The sequence below is a fragment of the Actinomadura fulvescens genome (assembly GCF_039533225.1).
GTDB lineage: Bacteria > Actinomycetota > Actinomycetes > Streptosporangiales > Streptosporangiaceae > Spirillospora > Spirillospora fulvescens.
Window position 1 is genome coordinate 346260 of sequence record NZ_BAAATD010000002.1, and the last position, 16045, is coordinate 362304.

The following is a 16045-nucleotide window of genomic DNA, read 5'->3' on the forward strand; positions in this document are numbered from 1 at the left end:
GCTCCCGCCGTCAGCGCGAACCGGCGCCGGACGGTTCGAGCGCGTGGGGCCGGTAGGAGCCCGTCTTGATCCAGGCCAGGATGTCGGGCAGGACCTCCACTGCGTTGAAGTGCGAGGTGCCCGGCATGACGTGGAGCTCGGCGTGCGGGATCCTGCCGGCGAGCCATCGTGTGTGCCCGGGAGGGGAGAACCGGTCGTCGGCACCGTGCCAGAGGAGGGTGGGGACCGTGATGTCGGCCGGGTCGAAGCCCCAGGGAGAGCTGAGCGCCAGGATGTCGTCGATCCAGCCGGTCGGGCCCGCGCGGAGCGCCTCCCGGTAAGTTTCCAGCAGCAGCTTGCGGATGGCGACGTCCTCGACGACCCGCTGGTCGGGCTTGGTGAGCTCCGCCTGCAACATCTTGAGCATGCGCTCGGGATGATCCTGGATCTCCGCCGTCTGCCGGACGATCCGTGCGATCATGCTGCTCCGGTCGTCGTCGACCTGGCTGTACTCCCGGACGTTCGTGCCGGTCATCTCCGAGTACCAGTGGAGCCCCTCGGCGTCCGGCGGAGCGAGGCTCACCAGCGCGGCCACGCGGTCGACCCGGTCCTTCAGCAGCGTCGCGCACGCGAGCGCGTGGGGACCGCCGCCGGAACGGCCCACGACCGAGAACCGCTCCATCTTGAAATGGTCGGCGACGGCCGCGACGTCGGCGGCGGCGTCCGCCACCGTCCGTCCCTTGCTTCGCGTGGAACCGCCGTAGCCGGGCCGGTCATAGCTGACCAGCTTGATGCCGAGGCGGTAGAGCACACCGAAACGCGGCCGGGGACCGTTGCGGCTGCCCGGGGTCCCGTGAATGAGGATGACCGGGGTGCCGCTGGGGCTGCCCCACTCCTCGGCCACCAGCCCGCCCGGCCTCTTGGGAGCTCGCACCTCGGACACGTGCACCTCCCAGGCGGATGAGCCGAGCGAATTCGGGTGGCAGGTGTGGCAGCTGTCTCCAAGAGTAGAACGGTCATACCTCGTGCCGGAGTTCAGCCTAGCCCGCACCGGACCTGCCCGTGGGCCGGTTTGACTCTAGGTTCACGACCCTACGTCCTCCCCTATTCGAATGAACTCATCCATTTGGACGATGTCGGGAGTACTGGCGCCGAGTCCCAAATCGGACACGATGATCTCTTGAATTGGCCCGAAGCCTGCGCTAAGGCGGAAGCGCCCCGCCGGGGCAGGGCAGCGGCCCTAACCGTTTCGCGTACGCCCCCTCCGACCGGGTACGCTTGCCCGGTCGCCGGGGACGAATCCCCGGTTCAGGGCGCGTAGCTCAGGGGTAGAGCTCTCGGCTTACAACCGAGCGGTCGGCGGTTCGAAACCGTCCGCGCCCACGAGCCGGTCTTTGGTGGTCGCCGACCTTCGGTCGGCTTCCCCAAGGGCCGCAGTGTTTACCTGGGGGGCGACCCCCAGACCCCCGAGGTGCTCGCGCGCTAGCGCGCGCTGCGCCAATGGGCGGGCCCTAGACCCCTGGGGTGCTAGCGCGCGCTGCGGCGATGGGGCGAGGCCTAGACCCGCGGTGCTCACGCTAGCGCGCGGCTGCGGCGATGGGGTGAGCTCGAGACTCGCGAGGTGCTCGCGCGCTGCGCTGATGGGCGAGGCCTAGACCTCTGCGGTGCTGGCGCGCGCTGCGCCGATGGGGCGAGCCCCGGACCTCCGAGGTGCTTGCGCGCTGGCGCGCGCTGCGCTGATGGGCGAGCCCTAGACCCGCGAGGTGCTTGCGCGTTGGCGGGCGCTGCGCCGGTGGGCGAGGGTTCGCGTGGGAGCCTGGAAGGCCACAGGACGGGGCCCTGGCGTTCGGCGGTCACGGGCCGCCCCCGCGGGCTTCCCGTGCTCTGGGAGTGGCCGGAAGGCGGGTGGTGTGTCCGGTCTCTCATCGCTGTTCGCCCAGCTCAGGTAGCGTGTAACACGGCGTTCACATGTGGGCAACAGGTCCGAAATGCCCAATTGTCACTCTCTTCATGGCCGACTCAGGGAGGCCGGAACACTCACGCAGGTCGGCTGCGACGAAGGGACAGACGTTGACCTACAAGGCCGAGTACATCTGGATCGACGGCACCGAGCCCAGCGCCCGGCTCCGCTCGAAGACGAAGATCCTCGCCGACGGCGCCGAGCTGCCGGACTGGGGCTTCGACGGCTCCAGCACCAATCAGGCGCCCGGTGACAACTCGGACTGCGTCCTCAAGCCGGTCTTCTCGTGTCCCGACCCGATCCGCGGCGGCGACCACAAGCTGGTGCTGTGCGAGGTCTACCTCGTCGACGGCACCCCGCACCCGACCAACAACCGGGCCAAGCTGCGGCCGATCGCCGAGAAGTACGCCGCCCACGACTCCTGGTTCGGCATCGAGCAGGAGTACACCTTCTTCCAGGAGGGCCGCCCGCTCGGCTTCCCGGCCGTCGGCTTCCCCGCCCCGCAGGGCCCGTACTACTGCGGCGTCGGCGCGGACGAGGTGTTCGGCCGCGAGATCGTCGAGAAGCACATGGACGCCTGCATCGAGGCCGGCCTGAAGCTCTCCGGGATCAACGCCGAGGTCATGCCCGGCCAGTGGGAGTTCCAGATCGGCCCGGCCGGCCCGATCGAGGCCGCCGACCACCTGTGGGTGGCCCGGTGGCTGCTCTACCGCATCGCCGAGGAGTACGACGTCGCCGCCACCCTGGACGCCAAGCCGGCCAAGGGCGACTGGAACGGCGCCGGCGCGCACACCAACTTCTCCACCAAGGCCATGCGCGAGGGCTACGACGCGATCGTCACCGCCTGCGAGTCGCTCGGCGCCGAGGGCAAGGTCGAGGAGCACATCGCCGGCTACGGCCACGGCATCGAGGAGCGCCTCACCGGCCAGCACGAGACCGCCCCGCACGACGTCTACAGCTACGGCGTCTCCGACCGCGGCGCCTCGGTGCGCATCCCGTGGCAGGTCGAGGTCGACAAGAAGGGCTACATCGAGGACCGGCGCCCGAACGCCAACATCGACCCGTACAACGTGACCAGGCTGCTGGTCAACACCTGCTGCTCCGCGCTGGAGAAGGCGGGCCAGGTCTGATCCAGACCTCCTGAGACAGAGGGGATTCCCGGAGCGGGGCGCTTTCGGGGGTCCCCTCTTCCAGTTTTTGAAAGCCGTAACTTTACCTCGTCATGCCTATGCCATCAGGGTCGCCCGGACATAATCTCCGAACAATTTGGCGGGACCTGATCACTGGAGAAAAGCATGACCATAAAGGGATGGCAGCGGGCCGTCATCATCGTGGGTGCCGGCGCCGTGTCGTTCTCACCGGCCGTCGCGGCGGTCGCGGATGAGACGCCCACTGTGCCCAATGCCGCGGTCTCCGAGGCGGCGCCGGCGCAAGGTGGCGTACAGAAACTCCCACCGGGTTATCACATCCAAGGATCGACGCTCTACAACGGCAAGAACGAGGCCGTGGAACTGCCCACCGGCTGGACGGTCAACGGGGGCGTCATCTACGACGCGCACAGCAGGGTCGCTCCCATCGCCTACCGGCCGGAGCCGGCGGCTCCGCTGACGGACACGGCTCCGCAGGGCGGCGCGACCGCGCTGACCGACACGATTCCGCTGACGGACGCGGCCCCGGGTGGCGAGGCCGCGGCCAACGGCTGCGGGCCGGAGAAGGAGGAGGCGGGCAGCGGCCTGCTCGGCGGCCTCTTCGGCGAGTTCTTCTGCCTCGTGGGCGGCGTCACGCGGGCGGTCTTCGGACCGGACGGCCTGCTCGAACTCGAACCCGCAGAGTCGGGCACCGGACTCGAGGACTACCCGGCCAACTCCGAGGGCGGCCTTCAGGTCGACTCCGCCCAGCCCGACGCGGGGCTCCAGGCCGACCCGGGCCAGCCCGACGCCGACGCTCCGGCCAAGCCCGACAGCGGTTCGCAGCCCGTCCCGGCCAAGCCCGACAGCGGCTCGCAGGCCGCCCCGGCCGACTCCGGCGCCGAGCAGGACTGACGACGACGCGTTCCCATCCGGCCGCTCCAGCGCGCACGCCGCCCTACGGGCCGAGCGCGCTGGGGCGGCTTCATGAACGGCGGGCCTGGGTGACGTCGTACGCGGCGGCGGCCAGGGCCAGTACCGGGAAGACGACCTGCGCGGGAAGCCGGTAGACCGCCCGTTCGGTCTGCTCGACCAGCCCGGCGCCGGAGAGCGCCTTGAGATGGTGGTAGAGCTGGCCGGTCGACTTGAGCTCCAGTTCCGACTGCAGTTCGGTCACGGTGCGCGGCCCGGTCAGCAGTGACCTCAGCACCTCGAAGCGGGCGGGGTGCCCGGCGGCCTGCAACACGGCGGCCAGCGGGCCCGCCGGGAGCTTGAGCAGCTCGCCCGGGCTGCGCACGACGTCCCAGGTCCACTCGTACCCGCCCAGCCGGGCGTCGCCGCCGTACCGCAGCTGTCCGGTGTCTTCGGGGGTACCGGATGCCGCGCGGTGCGGCCGGGTGGACAGGCGTGCTTCCAGCTCCGCCACCCGCGCTTCGAGCGCGCTCAGCCGATCGTCTGCCGTGGACATGCCCCCACGGTAGCCAGCAATTCCGTAATTGCGAAGAAGGCGTCCACACAACGTTGCCGAATGACGACAAATTGATGAACTAGGGGGAGTTTTCCCGAACGGTCCCGGGTAGCACTCTCTCGTCGCACCGGGGGAGGGGACATGGGCGAGACGCCGTTCGGGCCGTTCTTCGATGGCCGCCTGCCCCGGAAGGGCGGCGGCGACCGCCGGACGCCCCGCGCTCGTTCACGTTCCTGGCAGCGGTCCTTCCGGTGCCGGACCTCGATCCCACCGCCCGTCGACATCGCCCCGATGAGCAGATTCGACGAGTTCGTCGCGCTGCACGAGTCGCTGACCGCCCGGCCGGACGTCGAACCCCGCCGCCTGTGGGCCTGCGGCCTCGGCGTGGCGTTCATCGCCGCCGCGATGGTGTTCACCTGGACGATCATCCTGCGCGGCCTCTTCGGCGTCCCCGTCCCGGTCGGCGGAAGCGACCTCGGACCCGAACACGCGGCGGCCGCCTACGCGGTGTGCGCCATTGTGGCGACGTTCCAGGCGACCGCCCTCCTGCATCTCATGATCATGGTCGCGGCCCGTCCCCTCCGCGCGTTCTGCGCCATGGCCGGTCTCGCCGTCCTCGTCGTGTCGCTCCTGCCGCTCACGTTCCGCGGTCCGCTCGGCATCGCCGCGGCCACCGGCGGGCTCAACCTCGTCGGCGGATCGGTCATCGTCACCCTGCTGGCCACCGTCACCGCCATCTCGCTGCGCCGTCGTGAGCCGCCCCCGTCACCGCCCTCAGCCTGGCCGCCCCGCCTGCCACGCGGCTGGTGACGCGGGTCTCAGCCGACCTGGATCGTCAACGGGGCGGGGGCCTGGGTCGTGCTGACGCGGACGTGCCGTAGCCGCCGCCAGACCTGCGTCGCCGCCGACCGGTCGGGAGCCATGACGCGCAGCTCGCGGTGCATGCCCGCGAACCCCAGGATGAGGTACGCGTCCCAGGTGCCGCGGGGCAGCGGGTCGTCGATGAGGGCCCGCGTCATGGGGATGTCGGCCTTGTAGGAGAGCCCCTCGGAGTCGGCGTCGAGCATGGCGATGACCTCGTACACGCGGCCGGTGCCGTGCTCCCGGAGCGTCAGCGTCGCCGAGATCGGCATGGTGGCGGTGTGGAACGCCAGGTGGCCGGTGACCGTGATCTCCTCGTCCCGCGCGTTCCACTCGACGGCGCGTGCGGTGGCGGTCCCGGCGGTGTGGGCCTGGCCGCCGACGTCGATCGCGAGGGTGCCGTTGACGGTGAAGTAGAGGGTCGCCGTCGTGGAGTCGGCGAGGAAACGCCGCTGCGGGGAGACGTCGATCGCCGGATCGCGGTCGCGTCCGAGCGGGGTCGTGGCGCCCTCACCGCCGGCGAGTTCGAGGTCCCAGAGGCCGCTCGGCAGCGGCCCGCCGTCCGCGGCGGACGGCACGTGGACGCTCGCCTCGAAGCGGACCCGTTCGGCGCCGGCGGCGGGTTCGGCCTCCGGCGGCCCGGTGATGGCCGGGAACGTGAGGACCCGGCCCTTGTCCCGTTCGCGGAGCAGGAGGTCGAGGTGCCGCGGCGCCGCGGGCTCGCGCTTGAGCCACCCGGCCAGCCGTACGGTCTCACCCGCCCAGCAGGCCTCCGTCAAGAAAGGATCACGCACGGCATCCCCCCGAACCGTCGCCCATCTGACGACTACCCGCGATCCCGCCCCGGGAATCAGGGCACCACGGCCCCTTCCACCCCGTGGAGTACGGCCGTACGGCACTGGTTGCACGCCCGGCATTTCGATCAGCCAATCGCGGTAGGGCGATTCAACCGCTCGTTCGATGTGCCGTATCGCGGTTCCTCGTACCTTTTCGTTCGCGAGCGCACTAACGCACCGGCCGCGACGAAGGGAACCGTCAATGACGGCTCCGGCTTCCAGCGCGACTGCAGCAAGCTCGGCTGACCGTTTTCGGTGGCCGGCCACGCTGGCCGGCTTTCTGGCAAGGAGCGATTTGTGAAAATGCGTAAAACGCTGGAATCACTCGCGGTGCTGGCCCTCGCGGCGAGCAGCCTGGCGGCGCTCGGCTCGCCGGCCCGCGCCGCCGACGCACCGGCGACCACGGCGACCACGTCGGCCACGTCCGCCGCCGCTCCGGCGGCCAAGACCACCGTCGGCAAGAAGGTCTACTGGCAGAAGTGGGGGCGGTGGAAGTCGCTCCCCGGCGGGCAGAAGTGCCGCACCTACATCGACGCCATTCCCTACAAGCGCAACGAGCTTCTGTTCACCGGCTCGGTCACCTGCCGCAAGCGGACCTGGGCGTGGGTCAAGCTCACCTCGCCCAGGTGGGGCACGGTCAAGAAGAGCGGATGGCTGGCTGCCGGCGACGCCCACATCGTTTCCAAGCGGGTCAAGAATCCGAAGGGCCGTCAGGAGTGGCGGGCGGCCACCCTCGCCGCGGCGGGCCAGGACATCCCTTCCGTGTCGCTGGTGTTCCGGTACTGACGTTCTTTCAAAGAACGATGCCTGTGGTTTCACGGTCGATAACGGTTCGCGGGAGGACTCTCGTTTGGAACGTGAGGTAGCCGGGGTGTCATGAGCGCCGAGTGCGGGGCGCCGGGGCGGGGCGGCGGTGAGCCTCCCTCATCTGGAGCGAGGCCGATACGGCCGCCGCTCGGCCCGGCGCCCCGCCGGCCCACGACTGACCCGGGTCGTGATCGACGTCCCGGAACGTGACCGCGGCACCACCCGTCGGTGAACCTCGCGCCGCGATCGTCCAATGACCGTCAGCAATGACCGGGCGGTCGTTCGATCGTGGTTTTTCGGTCGGCGTCGCCGGGCGATTTAACACACGCTTCACGGCCGCGTGATATGAGTCTCGGCGAAGTGGGTGTACAAAATACGTGAACGAGTCGGAATCCCTTGCTTCAGCCCTCGAATGGAGGTGCACGAAAGCAGATGATCCTCTCTCCCCGGAGCCTACGGGCCGCCGCGTCCAACGTCACCCACAAGCTCGTGTACGGGCACGTCGCCGACCTGCGCCCGATGCCCACGGTCATGATCGAGGACGGGCCGGAGCACGCCGTCCACCGCTACCGGGGACCCGAGGGGCTCATCGCCGCCGGGCCGCCGGTCCTGTTCGTGCCGCCGCCGGGCGCGCCCGCCCGCTGTTACGACCTTCGCCGCGGATGCAGCCTCGCCGAGCACGTGGTCACCACGGGCAGGCGGAGCTACCTGCTGGATTGCGGTCCGGCGGGCTACACCGGCCGGGAACCGGGGCTCGCGGAGTGGGTCGGGCGGATCGTGCCGCGCGCGGTCCGCGCGGTCAGCGAGGACGCCGGCGGGCAGCCCGTCCAGCTCGTGGGCTGGTGCCTGGGGGGCATGGTCTCGTTGCTGACGGCCGCCGCTGATCCCGGCCTGCCGATCGCCTCGGTGGCGGCGATCGCCACGCCGGCCGGCCCGCGGCCGGCGGGCGGGTTCGGGCCCCTGGCCAAACGCGCTTACCGGGGCGTTGGCCTCGACAAGTACGTGGCGCGCCCTTACTCGATATTGACCAATCTCAACAATGCTGAGTTTCTGGCCCAGATCGAAGCGGTGGACCAGTTCACCACCACCATGCTCGCCCATCCGGGCCGTACGACCCGGCAGCTCTACTCGGTCCTGTCACGGGAGGGTTCCGTGGCGGAGGGGATCGAGATCGGCGGTCGCCGCGTCCGGCTGAGCGACGTCCGGGTACCGGTGCTGGCCATCGCCGGGCGCGGCGACACCCTGGCGCCCGCCGCGTCGGTCCATCCTCTGACCCGCGTGCTCACCGGCGCGGAGCGGGTGCGCTTCGAGCTCGCCCCTGGCGGCCACCTCGGCGTCCTGACCGGACGATCGGCCCGTTCCTCCACCTGGTCGTACCTGGACCGCTGGCTGGACGAAGGCATCGTCCGGCACGGCATCCGCCCGTCCCGCAAGGAGTTCCTCCCGGTCTGACCTGGCCTTCGGCCCGCCCGGTCCGCCGGTGCGCGTGACGCCGGGTCAACGAACGTCCAAGGGAGCCTTTGAAGCCCGCAATCGGCGCGCTCCGAGGTGTGTCGTCCAGGTGATCGTATGGTCACCGACCGTAGTGTTGCCCGGCGTCGCGGGACGCATGCCCGCGACCCAGCGACAGCGACGCGACCCCTCGGCAGAGGGGGCACGGCAGGGTTTCTAGCCGCGCGGCTCGGAAGGGTCATCCGGCCGCGCGGACGTCGGGGGGCAGTGGATGACGGCTGACAAGGGCCAGACCGGACCGGACGTGCGGGACCGTGCGCGGACAGAGATCATCGGGATCGGCCCGTTCGGCCTGCCGGCACCCCAGCTGACGGCCGCCGTGGCCCGGGCCGGAGGCCTCGGCGTGCTCGACCTCGGCATGGACCGCGATCGGGCCCGGTCCGCCCTCGCCGATGTCGGCCGCTGGTGGAAGGGCACGTTCGGGGTCCGGGTACCCGCCGGTTGCGGGGCGCACCCCGATGACCTTCCGGACGCCGTCGACACGGTCGTGATGGACGCGGCGGTGCCGTACACGGCGGAATGGCAGGCGGCGGCGTTCGCCGGGCGGCGCAGGCTGCTGGTCGAGGTCGTGGACCCCGAGGAGGTGGCCACGGCCACGCGGCTCCCCGGCTTGTCGGGGCTCATCGCCCGCGGCTGCGAGGCCGGGGGGCGGGTCGGCGAACTGACCACGTTCGTGCTGCTTCAGCGGCTGCTCGCCGACGCGCGGGTCACCGTGCCGGTCCACGCGGCAGGGGGGATCGGGCCGCACACGGCGGCGGCGGCCGTGGCCGGCGGCGCGGCGGGCGTCGTGCTCGACGTCCAGCTCGCGCTCGTACGGGAGATGGAGCTCCCGGCGGACGTCGCCGGCGCGCTGGCCGCGATGGACGGCAGCGAGACCAGGGTCGTCCGCGGGCACCGGGTCTACACGCGGCCGGACCTGCCCGACATCGCGCTGGAAGGGCTCGACCTCGCCGGGATCAACGCCCGCCTGGGCGCCACCGGACTGCGGCGGCGGCTGCTCCCGGTGGGCCAGGACGGCGCCCTGGCCGCGTCGCTCGCCGAGCGGCACAAGACGGCGGGCGGCGTCGTGCAGGCCGTACGCGAGCAGATCACCGCGCACATCCGCGCCGCCGTCCGGGCCGAGCCGCTGGCGCCGAGTGACAACCCGCCGGGCGCCCCCATCAGCCGCGACTACCCGGTGGTGCAGGGGCCGATGACGCGGGTCAGCGACCGGTCCGCGTTCGCCGCCGCGATCGCGCAGGACGGCGGGCTGCCGTTCCTCGCGCTCGCCCTGATGAGCGGCGACGAGGTGCGGGAGCTGCTCCTGGAGACCGCCGAGCGGCTCGGGGACCGGCCGTGGGGCGTGGGCGTCCTCGGCTTCGCGCCGCCCGGGCTGCGGGAGGCGCAGCTCGCCGCGGTGCACGAGGTCAAGCCGCCGTACGCGCTGATCGCGGGCGGGCGGCCTCCCCAGGCGGCCCCGCTGGAGGAGGCCGGGATCAGCACCTACCTGCACGTCCCGTCGCCGGGACTGCTGGAACGTTTCCTGAGCGAGGGCGCTCGCAAGTTCGTCTTCGAGGGGATGGAGTGCGGCGGCCATGTGGGGCCGCGCGCCAGTTTCCCTCTGTGGGACGCGCAGGTCGACCGGCTGCTGACGTTCGCCGACGAGAACCCCGGAGCGGCCGCCGGGCTGTCGGTGTTGTTCGCGGGCGGCATCCACGACGAACGTTCGGCCGCCATGGTCTCCGCGCTGGCGGGGCCGCTGGCCGAACGCGGCGCCGACATCCGGGTCCTGATGGGCACCGCGTACCTGTTCACCTACGAGGCCGTCGCGGCGGAGGCGATCGTGCCGGGGTTCCAGCGCGCCGCCCTCGACTGCGACCGGACCACGCTGCTGGAGACGTCGCCCGGCCACGCGACCCGGTGCGCGCGTACGCCCTACGTGCGGGAGTTCGAGGAGGCCCGGCGGGAGCTGGAGGCCGCCGGCACCGGACGCAAGGAGATGTGGGCCCGCCTGGAGCAGCTCAACCTCGGGCGGCTGCGCATCGCCGCCAGGGGCCTGCGCCGAGCAGCGAGCCCGGGCAACCCGGGTGGTGCGGGTGGTCTGGAGGTGGTCGGGGCCGGTGAGCAGCATCGCGACGGCATGTACATGATCGGCCAGGTCGCGGCGCTGAGGTCGGCCACCACCAGCATCACCGGCCTGCACGAGCAGGTGACGACCGGTGCGACCTCCTTCCTGTCGGCGCGGGCCGCCACGCTCGGCATCGACGCCGCCGACGCCGAGCGGGCGGAGCCCGCGGCGGCGGCACCCGCCGACATCGCGATCGTCGGCATGGCCTGTGTCTTCCCCGGGGCCCGCGACCTCGGCGAGTACTGGGCCAACGTCGTGGGCGGCGTGGACGCGGTCACCGAGGTGCCCGCCGACCGCTGGGACCCGGAGGTCTACTACGACCCGGCGGCGGCACGGCACGACTCGGGAGCCAAGACCCCCTCGAAATGGGGTGGTTTCCTGCCCGACATCCCGTTCGACGCGTACGCCTACGGCATCCCGCCCAGCTCGCTCGCCAGCGTCGAGCCGATGCAGCTGCTGTCGCTGGAGGTCGCGGCGCGGGCGCTGGCCGACGCGGGCTACGCCGAGAGGGCGTTCGATCGCTCCCGGACCTCGGTGTTCTTCGGGGCGGAGGCGGGCACCGATCTGGGCTCCGCCTACAGCGCCCGGGCGATCCTGCCCAAGTACTTCGGCGAGGTCCCCGAGGAACTGGACGCGCAACTACCGCGGCTGACCGAGGACTCGTTCCCCGGCGTGCTCACGAACGTGATCGCCGGCCGCATCGCCAACCGGCTGAACCTCGGCGGCGCCACCTACACCGTCGACGCCGCCTGCGCCGCGTCCCTGGCCGCGCTCGACTCCGCCTGCAAGGAGCTCGTCGCCGGAACGAGCGACATGGTGCTGTGCGGCGGCGCCGACCTGCACAACGGGATCTACGACTACCTGCTCTTCTCGTCGGTGCACACGCTGTCGCCGAGCGGCCGGTGCGCCTCGTTCGACGCGGGCGCCGACGGCATCGCGCTGGGCGAGGGCGTCGCCTGCGTGGTGCTCAAACGGCTCGCGGACGCCGAACGCGACGGCGACCGGATCTACGCCGTCATCAAGTCCGTGGCGGCCTCCAGCGACGGCCGTTCGCTCGGCCTCACCGCGCCGCGTGCCGAGGGGCAGCGGCTCGCGCTGGAACGCGCGTACGAGCGCGCCGGGATCTCGCCCGCCGCCGTGGGCCTCGTCGAGGCGCACGGAACCGGTACCGAGGTCGGCGACCGCACCGAGCTCACCACGCTGACCGAGACGTTCACCCGGGCCGGCGCCGAGCCGGGCGGCGTCACGCTCGGCTCGGTCAAGTCGCAGATCGGCCACACCAAGTGCGCCGCCGGGCTGGCCGGGCTCATCAAGACCGCGTACGCGCTGCACACCGGAGTGCTGCCCGGAACCCTGCACCTCAGGAGACCGTCGGCTGCCTGGGACGCGGCCACCAGCCCGTTCGTCTTCGGCGGCGGCGCCCGGCCGTGGGCCGCCGCACCCGCGCAACGGTACGCGGGGCTGAGCGGCTTCGGCTTCGGCGGCTCCAACTTCCACGCCGTTCTCGCGGGGTACGACGGCGCTCCCGAGCCGGTGACCGGGCTCGACGAGTGGCCCGCCGAGCTGTTCCTGATCCGCGGCGCCGACCGCACCGCCGCCCGCGCCGAGCTGGACCGCCTCGGCGCCCTGCTCGACACCCCCGGAGTGCGGCTGCGCGATCTCGCCCGCACGTTCGCCGAGGGGTCCGGGCCGGTGCAGATGGCGCTGGTCGCGACGAGCCTGGACGATCTGCGCGGCAAGCTCGACGCGGCGCTCGGCCTCCGCTCGGCGTCCGGCGTCCACGTGGCCGGGCAGGACGGGCCTGAGCCGGGCAAGGTCGCGTTCCTCTATCCCGGGCAGGGCAGCCAGCGGCCGGGCATGCTCGCCGATCTCTTCGTGGCGTTCCCGCGGCTGCAGCGGCTGCTGCGGGCGGCGGACGGCCGCTACGCGCGGGCGATGTTCCCGCCCGCCGCGTTCACCCCGGAGGAGGACGAGCGGCAGCGCGCGGCGATCACCGACACCAGGGTCGCGCAGCCCGCGCTGGGGATCGCCGGACTGGCCGCGCACCGGCTCCTCACCGAGCTGGGCGTGCGGCCCGACCTCGCGGGCGGGCACAGCTACGGCGAGCTGGTCGCGCTCTGCGCCGCCGGGGTCTGCGCCGACGACGACCTGATCGCGCTGAGCGCGGCGCGCGCCGAGGCGATCCTCGCCGCCGCGTCGGACAAGGACGGCGGCGGCCACGGAGACCCGGGTGCCATGGCGGCCGTGACCGCGAGCCTGGCGGAGGTACGGACGGCGCTCGCGGACGTCTCCGAGGTCGTGGTCGCGGGTCACAACGCGCCACGCCAGGTGGTGATCTCAGGTTCCACCGCGGCGCTCCAGACCGCGCTGGGTGCGCTGGCGGACCGCGGCATCGCCGCCGAGCGGATTCCGGTCGCGTGCGCGTTCCACAGTCCGCTCGTCGCCGGGGCGGCGGCCATGCTGCGCGCCGAACTGGCCGGGCGCGACCTGCGTTCGCCCGCGTTCCCGGTGTGGTCCAACGCCACCGCCGCGCCGTACGGCACCGACCCGGTCGAACTGCGCGCCACGCTCGCGGGCCAGGTCGCCGCGCCGGTCCGGTTCGTCGAGCAGATCGAGGCGATGTACGCGGCGGGCGCGCGCGTTTTCGTCGAGGCCGGACCGGGCCGGGTGCTGACCCGGCTCGTCGGCGCGATCCTGGGCGACCGGCCGCACACCGCCGTCAACGTGGACACGCCCGGCGAGGCCGGTCTCGAACGGCTGCTGGAGGCCCTGGCCCGCCTCGCCGTGGCGGGCGTCCCGGTCGACCCGCTGCCGCTGTTCGCCGGACGCGACGCACGCCCGGTGTCGGCCGCCGACGGCCGCGGGACACCGAGCTGGATCGTCAACGGGCATCTGGTCCGCACCGCCGACGGCGGCTATCTCACCAACGCGCTGCGTCCCGCCGAGCGGGTCGCGCTGCCCTCAGGAGGAACCATGGGTGCCGACCCCCGGCCCGCGCCGAGCGTGTCCGAGGCCGCGGTCCTGGAGTACCTGCGTACCAGCCGCGAGCTCGTCGCCGCGCAGCGCGACGTCGTACTCGGCTTCCTCGGCGCGGCACCGCCGGCCGCGGCGCCCCCGAGGTCCGCGCCGGCGCCGATCCCCGCTCCGCGAGCGGTGGACGCGGGCGAGGTGCTGCCGGCACCCGGCCCCTCGTCCGTCACGGGAACGGCCGGGGCCGACACCGCGGACCCCGCGCCAGCGCGGCCCGCCGGACCGGAGGCCGTCCGGCCCGGACCGGACGAGATCCACGCCGCCGTGCTCGCGGCCATCGGCGCCCGCACCGGCTACCCCGAGGAGATGCTCGGCGCCGGTCTGGACCTGGAGGCCGACCTGTCCATCGACTCCATCAAGCGCACCGAGATCATCGGGGAGCTGGCGGAGCGGACCGGCCTGACCGCCGCCGGGGTACGCCTGGACGAGCCGGTCGTCGAGGAGCTCGCCCGGATCAGGACGATCGGGGAGATCGTCTCGTGGATCTGCGGCCGGCTGGGCCTCGGTGACGGCGCGCCGGCCCCCGAAGCACGTTCAAGGGCCGACGACGTGACCCCTGAGCCCACGGACGCGTCCGCCGAGGCCACTGACGCATCTGCCGAGGTCACGGACTCGACGCGCGAGGCCACTGGCCCGGCTCCTGATGCCATGGACGCGCCCTCGAACGCCGCCGACGTGCCTCCGAACGCCGCCGACGCCGACGCGGTCCCGGAGGCCGCGGACGTTCCCGGGGGCACGCCGTCCAGCGGTCCGCGCACCGCCGAGGTGCTCGTACCCGCGCCCGCCGCCCCGATCAAGGCGGCGGCCGCGCCGGCCGTCCCGATCGTGAGCCCGCCGGTCCGGCAGCTCGTCCGGATGGTGGACCTGCCTCCGTTGCCCCCTTCGATGCCGGGGTCGTTCGACGGGAAGCGGTTCGTGATCGTCGATGACGGCTGCGGGATCGCGCTGGAGCTGGCCGACCTGCTGGAACGGCGGGGAGCCCAGGTCCGGACCCCGCTGGAGCCCGACGGCCCCTGCGACGGCCTCGTTCACCTCGCCGCGTTGCGGCCCGGCTGCGGCCCGGTGCTGCCCGGCGCGTACGGCGGCATCCGCGACGCGCTGCTCGGCGGCGACCTGCGCTGGCTCGTGCTGGCGAGCGGTTCGAACGGGACGTTCGGGCACCGCTTCGAGGGCGGCGGCATCGGTGACCCGACCGCGGGGGCGGGTCTGCGCGGCCTCGCCCGCACGCTCGCGCAGGAGTACCCGGACGTCCTCGTCCGCGCCGTGGACGTCGACGCCAAGGACAGCCCGCGCGCGGTGGCGCAGCGGATTCTCGCCGAAATGCTCGTCGCCGAGTCGCCGGTCGACGTCGGCCACGAGGGCGACCATCGCCGGACGCTGTCGGTGACGACGGCCGAGCTTCCCGTTCCCGCGCTGGAGGGATCGGCCGGCCCGGCGGCGCACGGCCTGAACCTCGGCCCGGGCAGCGTGGTCCTGCTGACTGGCGGCGCCCGCGGGATCACCGCGCGGGTCGCCCTCGAACTCGCCCGCACCACCGGCTGCCATCTGGAGCTGATCGGCCGGACGCTGGAGCCGCGCCCGGTGGAGGACCCGGCGATCGCCGCCGCTCCCGACGAGGTGTCGCTGCGCCACGCGCTGGTCGCGCGCGGCGGCCGCACGCTCGCGCAGATCGAGGCGGCGATCCGCGAGATCCTCGCCGAGCGCGAGGTGCGGGCCGTCCTGGAGACGATGCGCGGCCCCGCCGCGTCCGTCCGCTACCACGCGCTGGACGTGCGTGATCCGCAGGCCGTGCGCGCCATCGTCGAGGACGTCTACGCCCGGCACGGCCGCCTCGACGGGGTGATCCACGGGGCGGGCCTCCTGGAGGACCGGCTCGTGCGCGACAAGGAGCCCGAGTCGTTCGCCCGGGTCTACCGCACCAAGGTGGACGGCGCCGCCGCGCTGGCCGCCGCGGTGCGGCCGGACCTGCGCTTCTTCGTGGTCTTCGGCAGCGTCTCCGGTGTTCACGGCAACCGCGGCCAGGCCGACTACGCGGCCGCCAACGACGCCTGCGGCACTCTCGCCCGGGTATGGCGCACCGAGCTGCGCGGCAGGGTGCTGGTCGCCGACTGGGGTCCGTGGGCGGGCGGCGGCATGGTCTCGGCCGGGCTCGCCCGCGAGTACGCGCGGCGCGGCCTCGCGCTGATCGATCCGGACGCCGGGGTGGCGGCGCTGCTCCGTGAGATCGCCTACGGCGACGAGGTGCAGGTGGTCTTCACCGGGACGACCGGCCGATGAGCGCGAGCGGCCGCGTGGCGGCTGGACTGAGGAGCGTCGGGAGCTTGCGACCAGAGCGACGAGGGAAGCCGCCACGTGAAG

Annotated in this window: 9 protein-coding genes and 1 tRNA gene; 7 read left to right on the forward strand and 3 right to left on the reverse strand. The window is 72.8% G+C overall.

Annotated features, from left to right (window positions below):
- Nucleotides 1-10: 10 nt before the first annotated feature.
- Nucleotides 11-922, reverse strand: a complete 912-nt coding sequence (locus ABD333_RS08610) for an alpha/beta fold hydrolase (protein ID WP_344539422.1) — start codon at nucleotides 920-922, stop codon at nucleotides 11-13.
- A gap of 368 nt (nucleotides 923-1290) precedes the next feature.
- Here ABD333_RS08610 and ABD333_RS08615 point away from each other — a divergent pair.
- The 3 genes from ABD333_RS08615 to ABD333_RS08625 all read left to right on the forward strand — a co-directional run bounded on the left by ABD333_RS08615 (nucleotide 1291) and on the right by ABD333_RS08625 (nucleotide 3981).
- Nucleotides 1291-1362: transfer RNA gene (locus ABD333_RS08615), tRNA-Val, on the forward strand.
- Between the two features lie 687 nt (nucleotides 1363-2049).
- Complete coding sequence (gene glnII / locus ABD333_RS08620) at nucleotides 2050-3069, forward strand: glutamine synthetase GlnII (RefSeq protein WP_344539424.1); 1020 nt, start codon at nucleotides 2050-2052, stop codon at nucleotides 3067-3069.
- Between the two features lie 165 nt (nucleotides 3070-3234).
- Nucleotides 3235-3981 (forward strand): hypothetical protein, encoded by a 747-nt coding sequence (locus tag ABD333_RS08625; RefSeq protein WP_344539426.1) that lies wholly within the window; start codon nucleotides 3235-3237, stop codon nucleotides 3979-3981.
- Between the two features lie 70 nt (nucleotides 3982-4051).
- Here ABD333_RS08625 and ABD333_RS08630 read toward each other — a convergent pair whose 3' ends face one another.
- Nucleotides 4052-4534, reverse strand: a complete 483-nt coding sequence (locus ABD333_RS08630) for an ArsR/SmtB family transcription factor (RefSeq protein WP_344539427.1) — start codon at nucleotides 4532-4534, stop codon at nucleotides 4052-4054.
- A 141-nt stretch (nucleotides 4535-4675) separates the two neighbouring features.
- On the opposite strand from ABD333_RS08630, the gene ABD333_RS08635 reads away from it, so the two are divergent.
- Nucleotides 4676-5344, forward strand: coding sequence for a hypothetical protein (locus ABD333_RS08635; protein ID WP_344539429.1), 669 nt, complete (start codon nucleotides 4676-4678; stop codon nucleotides 5342-5344).
- An 8-nt stretch (nucleotides 5345-5352) separates the two neighbouring features.
- Here the strand turns inward: ABD333_RS08635 and ABD333_RS08640 are convergent, their stop codons facing one another.
- Entirely contained in the window at nucleotides 5353-6189 is an 837-nt protein-coding gene (locus ABD333_RS08640; protein ID WP_344539430.1) for a hypothetical protein, read from the reverse strand.
- Nucleotides 6190-6528: 339 nt separating this feature from the next.
- On the opposite strand from ABD333_RS08640, the gene ABD333_RS08645 reads away from it, so the two are divergent.
- From ABD333_RS08645 to ABD333_RS08655, 3 genes are all read left to right on the forward strand, one after another.
- Nucleotides 6529-7017 (forward strand): hypothetical protein, encoded by a 489-nt coding sequence (locus ABD333_RS08645; RefSeq protein ID WP_344539432.1) that lies wholly within the window; start codon nucleotides 6529-6531, stop codon nucleotides 7015-7017.
- 453 nt (nucleotides 7018-7470) lie between these two features.
- Nucleotides 7471-8490: an alpha/beta fold hydrolase gene (locus ABD333_RS08650; protein WP_344539434.1), complete on the forward strand. Its 1020-nt coding sequence runs from the start codon at nucleotides 7471-7473 to the stop codon at nucleotides 8488-8490.
- 271 nt (nucleotides 8491-8761) lie between these two features.
- Nucleotides 8762-15964 (forward strand): SDR family NAD(P)-dependent oxidoreductase, encoded by a 7203-nt coding sequence (locus tag ABD333_RS08655; RefSeq protein WP_344539436.1) that lies wholly within the window; start codon nucleotides 8762-8764, stop codon nucleotides 15962-15964.
- Nucleotides 15965-16045 lie beyond the last annotated feature (81 nt).

What these genes read in the sequence shown, in the direction of transcription:
- ABD333_RS08635 (WP_344539429.1), top strand. Translation starts at nt 4,676, where the DNA reads ATGGGCGAGACGCCGTTCGGGCCGTTCTTCGATGGCCGCCTGCCCCGG.
- ABD333_RS08655 (WP_344539436.1), top strand. Translation starts at nt 8,762, where the DNA reads ATGACGGCTGACAAGGGCCAGACCGGACCGGACGTGCGGGACCGTGCG.
- ABD333_RS08625 (WP_344539426.1), top strand. Translation starts at nt 3,235, where the DNA reads ATGACCATAAAGGGATGGCAGCGGGCCGTCATCATCGTGGGTGCCGGC.
- ABD333_RS08650 (WP_344539434.1), top strand. Translation starts at nt 7,471, where the DNA reads ATGATCCTCTCTCCCCGGAGCCTACGGGCCGCCGCGTCCAACGTCACC.
- ABD333_RS08630 (WP_344539427.1), bottom strand. Translation starts at nt 4,534, where the DNA reads ATGTCCACGGCAGACGATCGGCTGAGCGCGCTCGAAGCGCGGGTGGCG.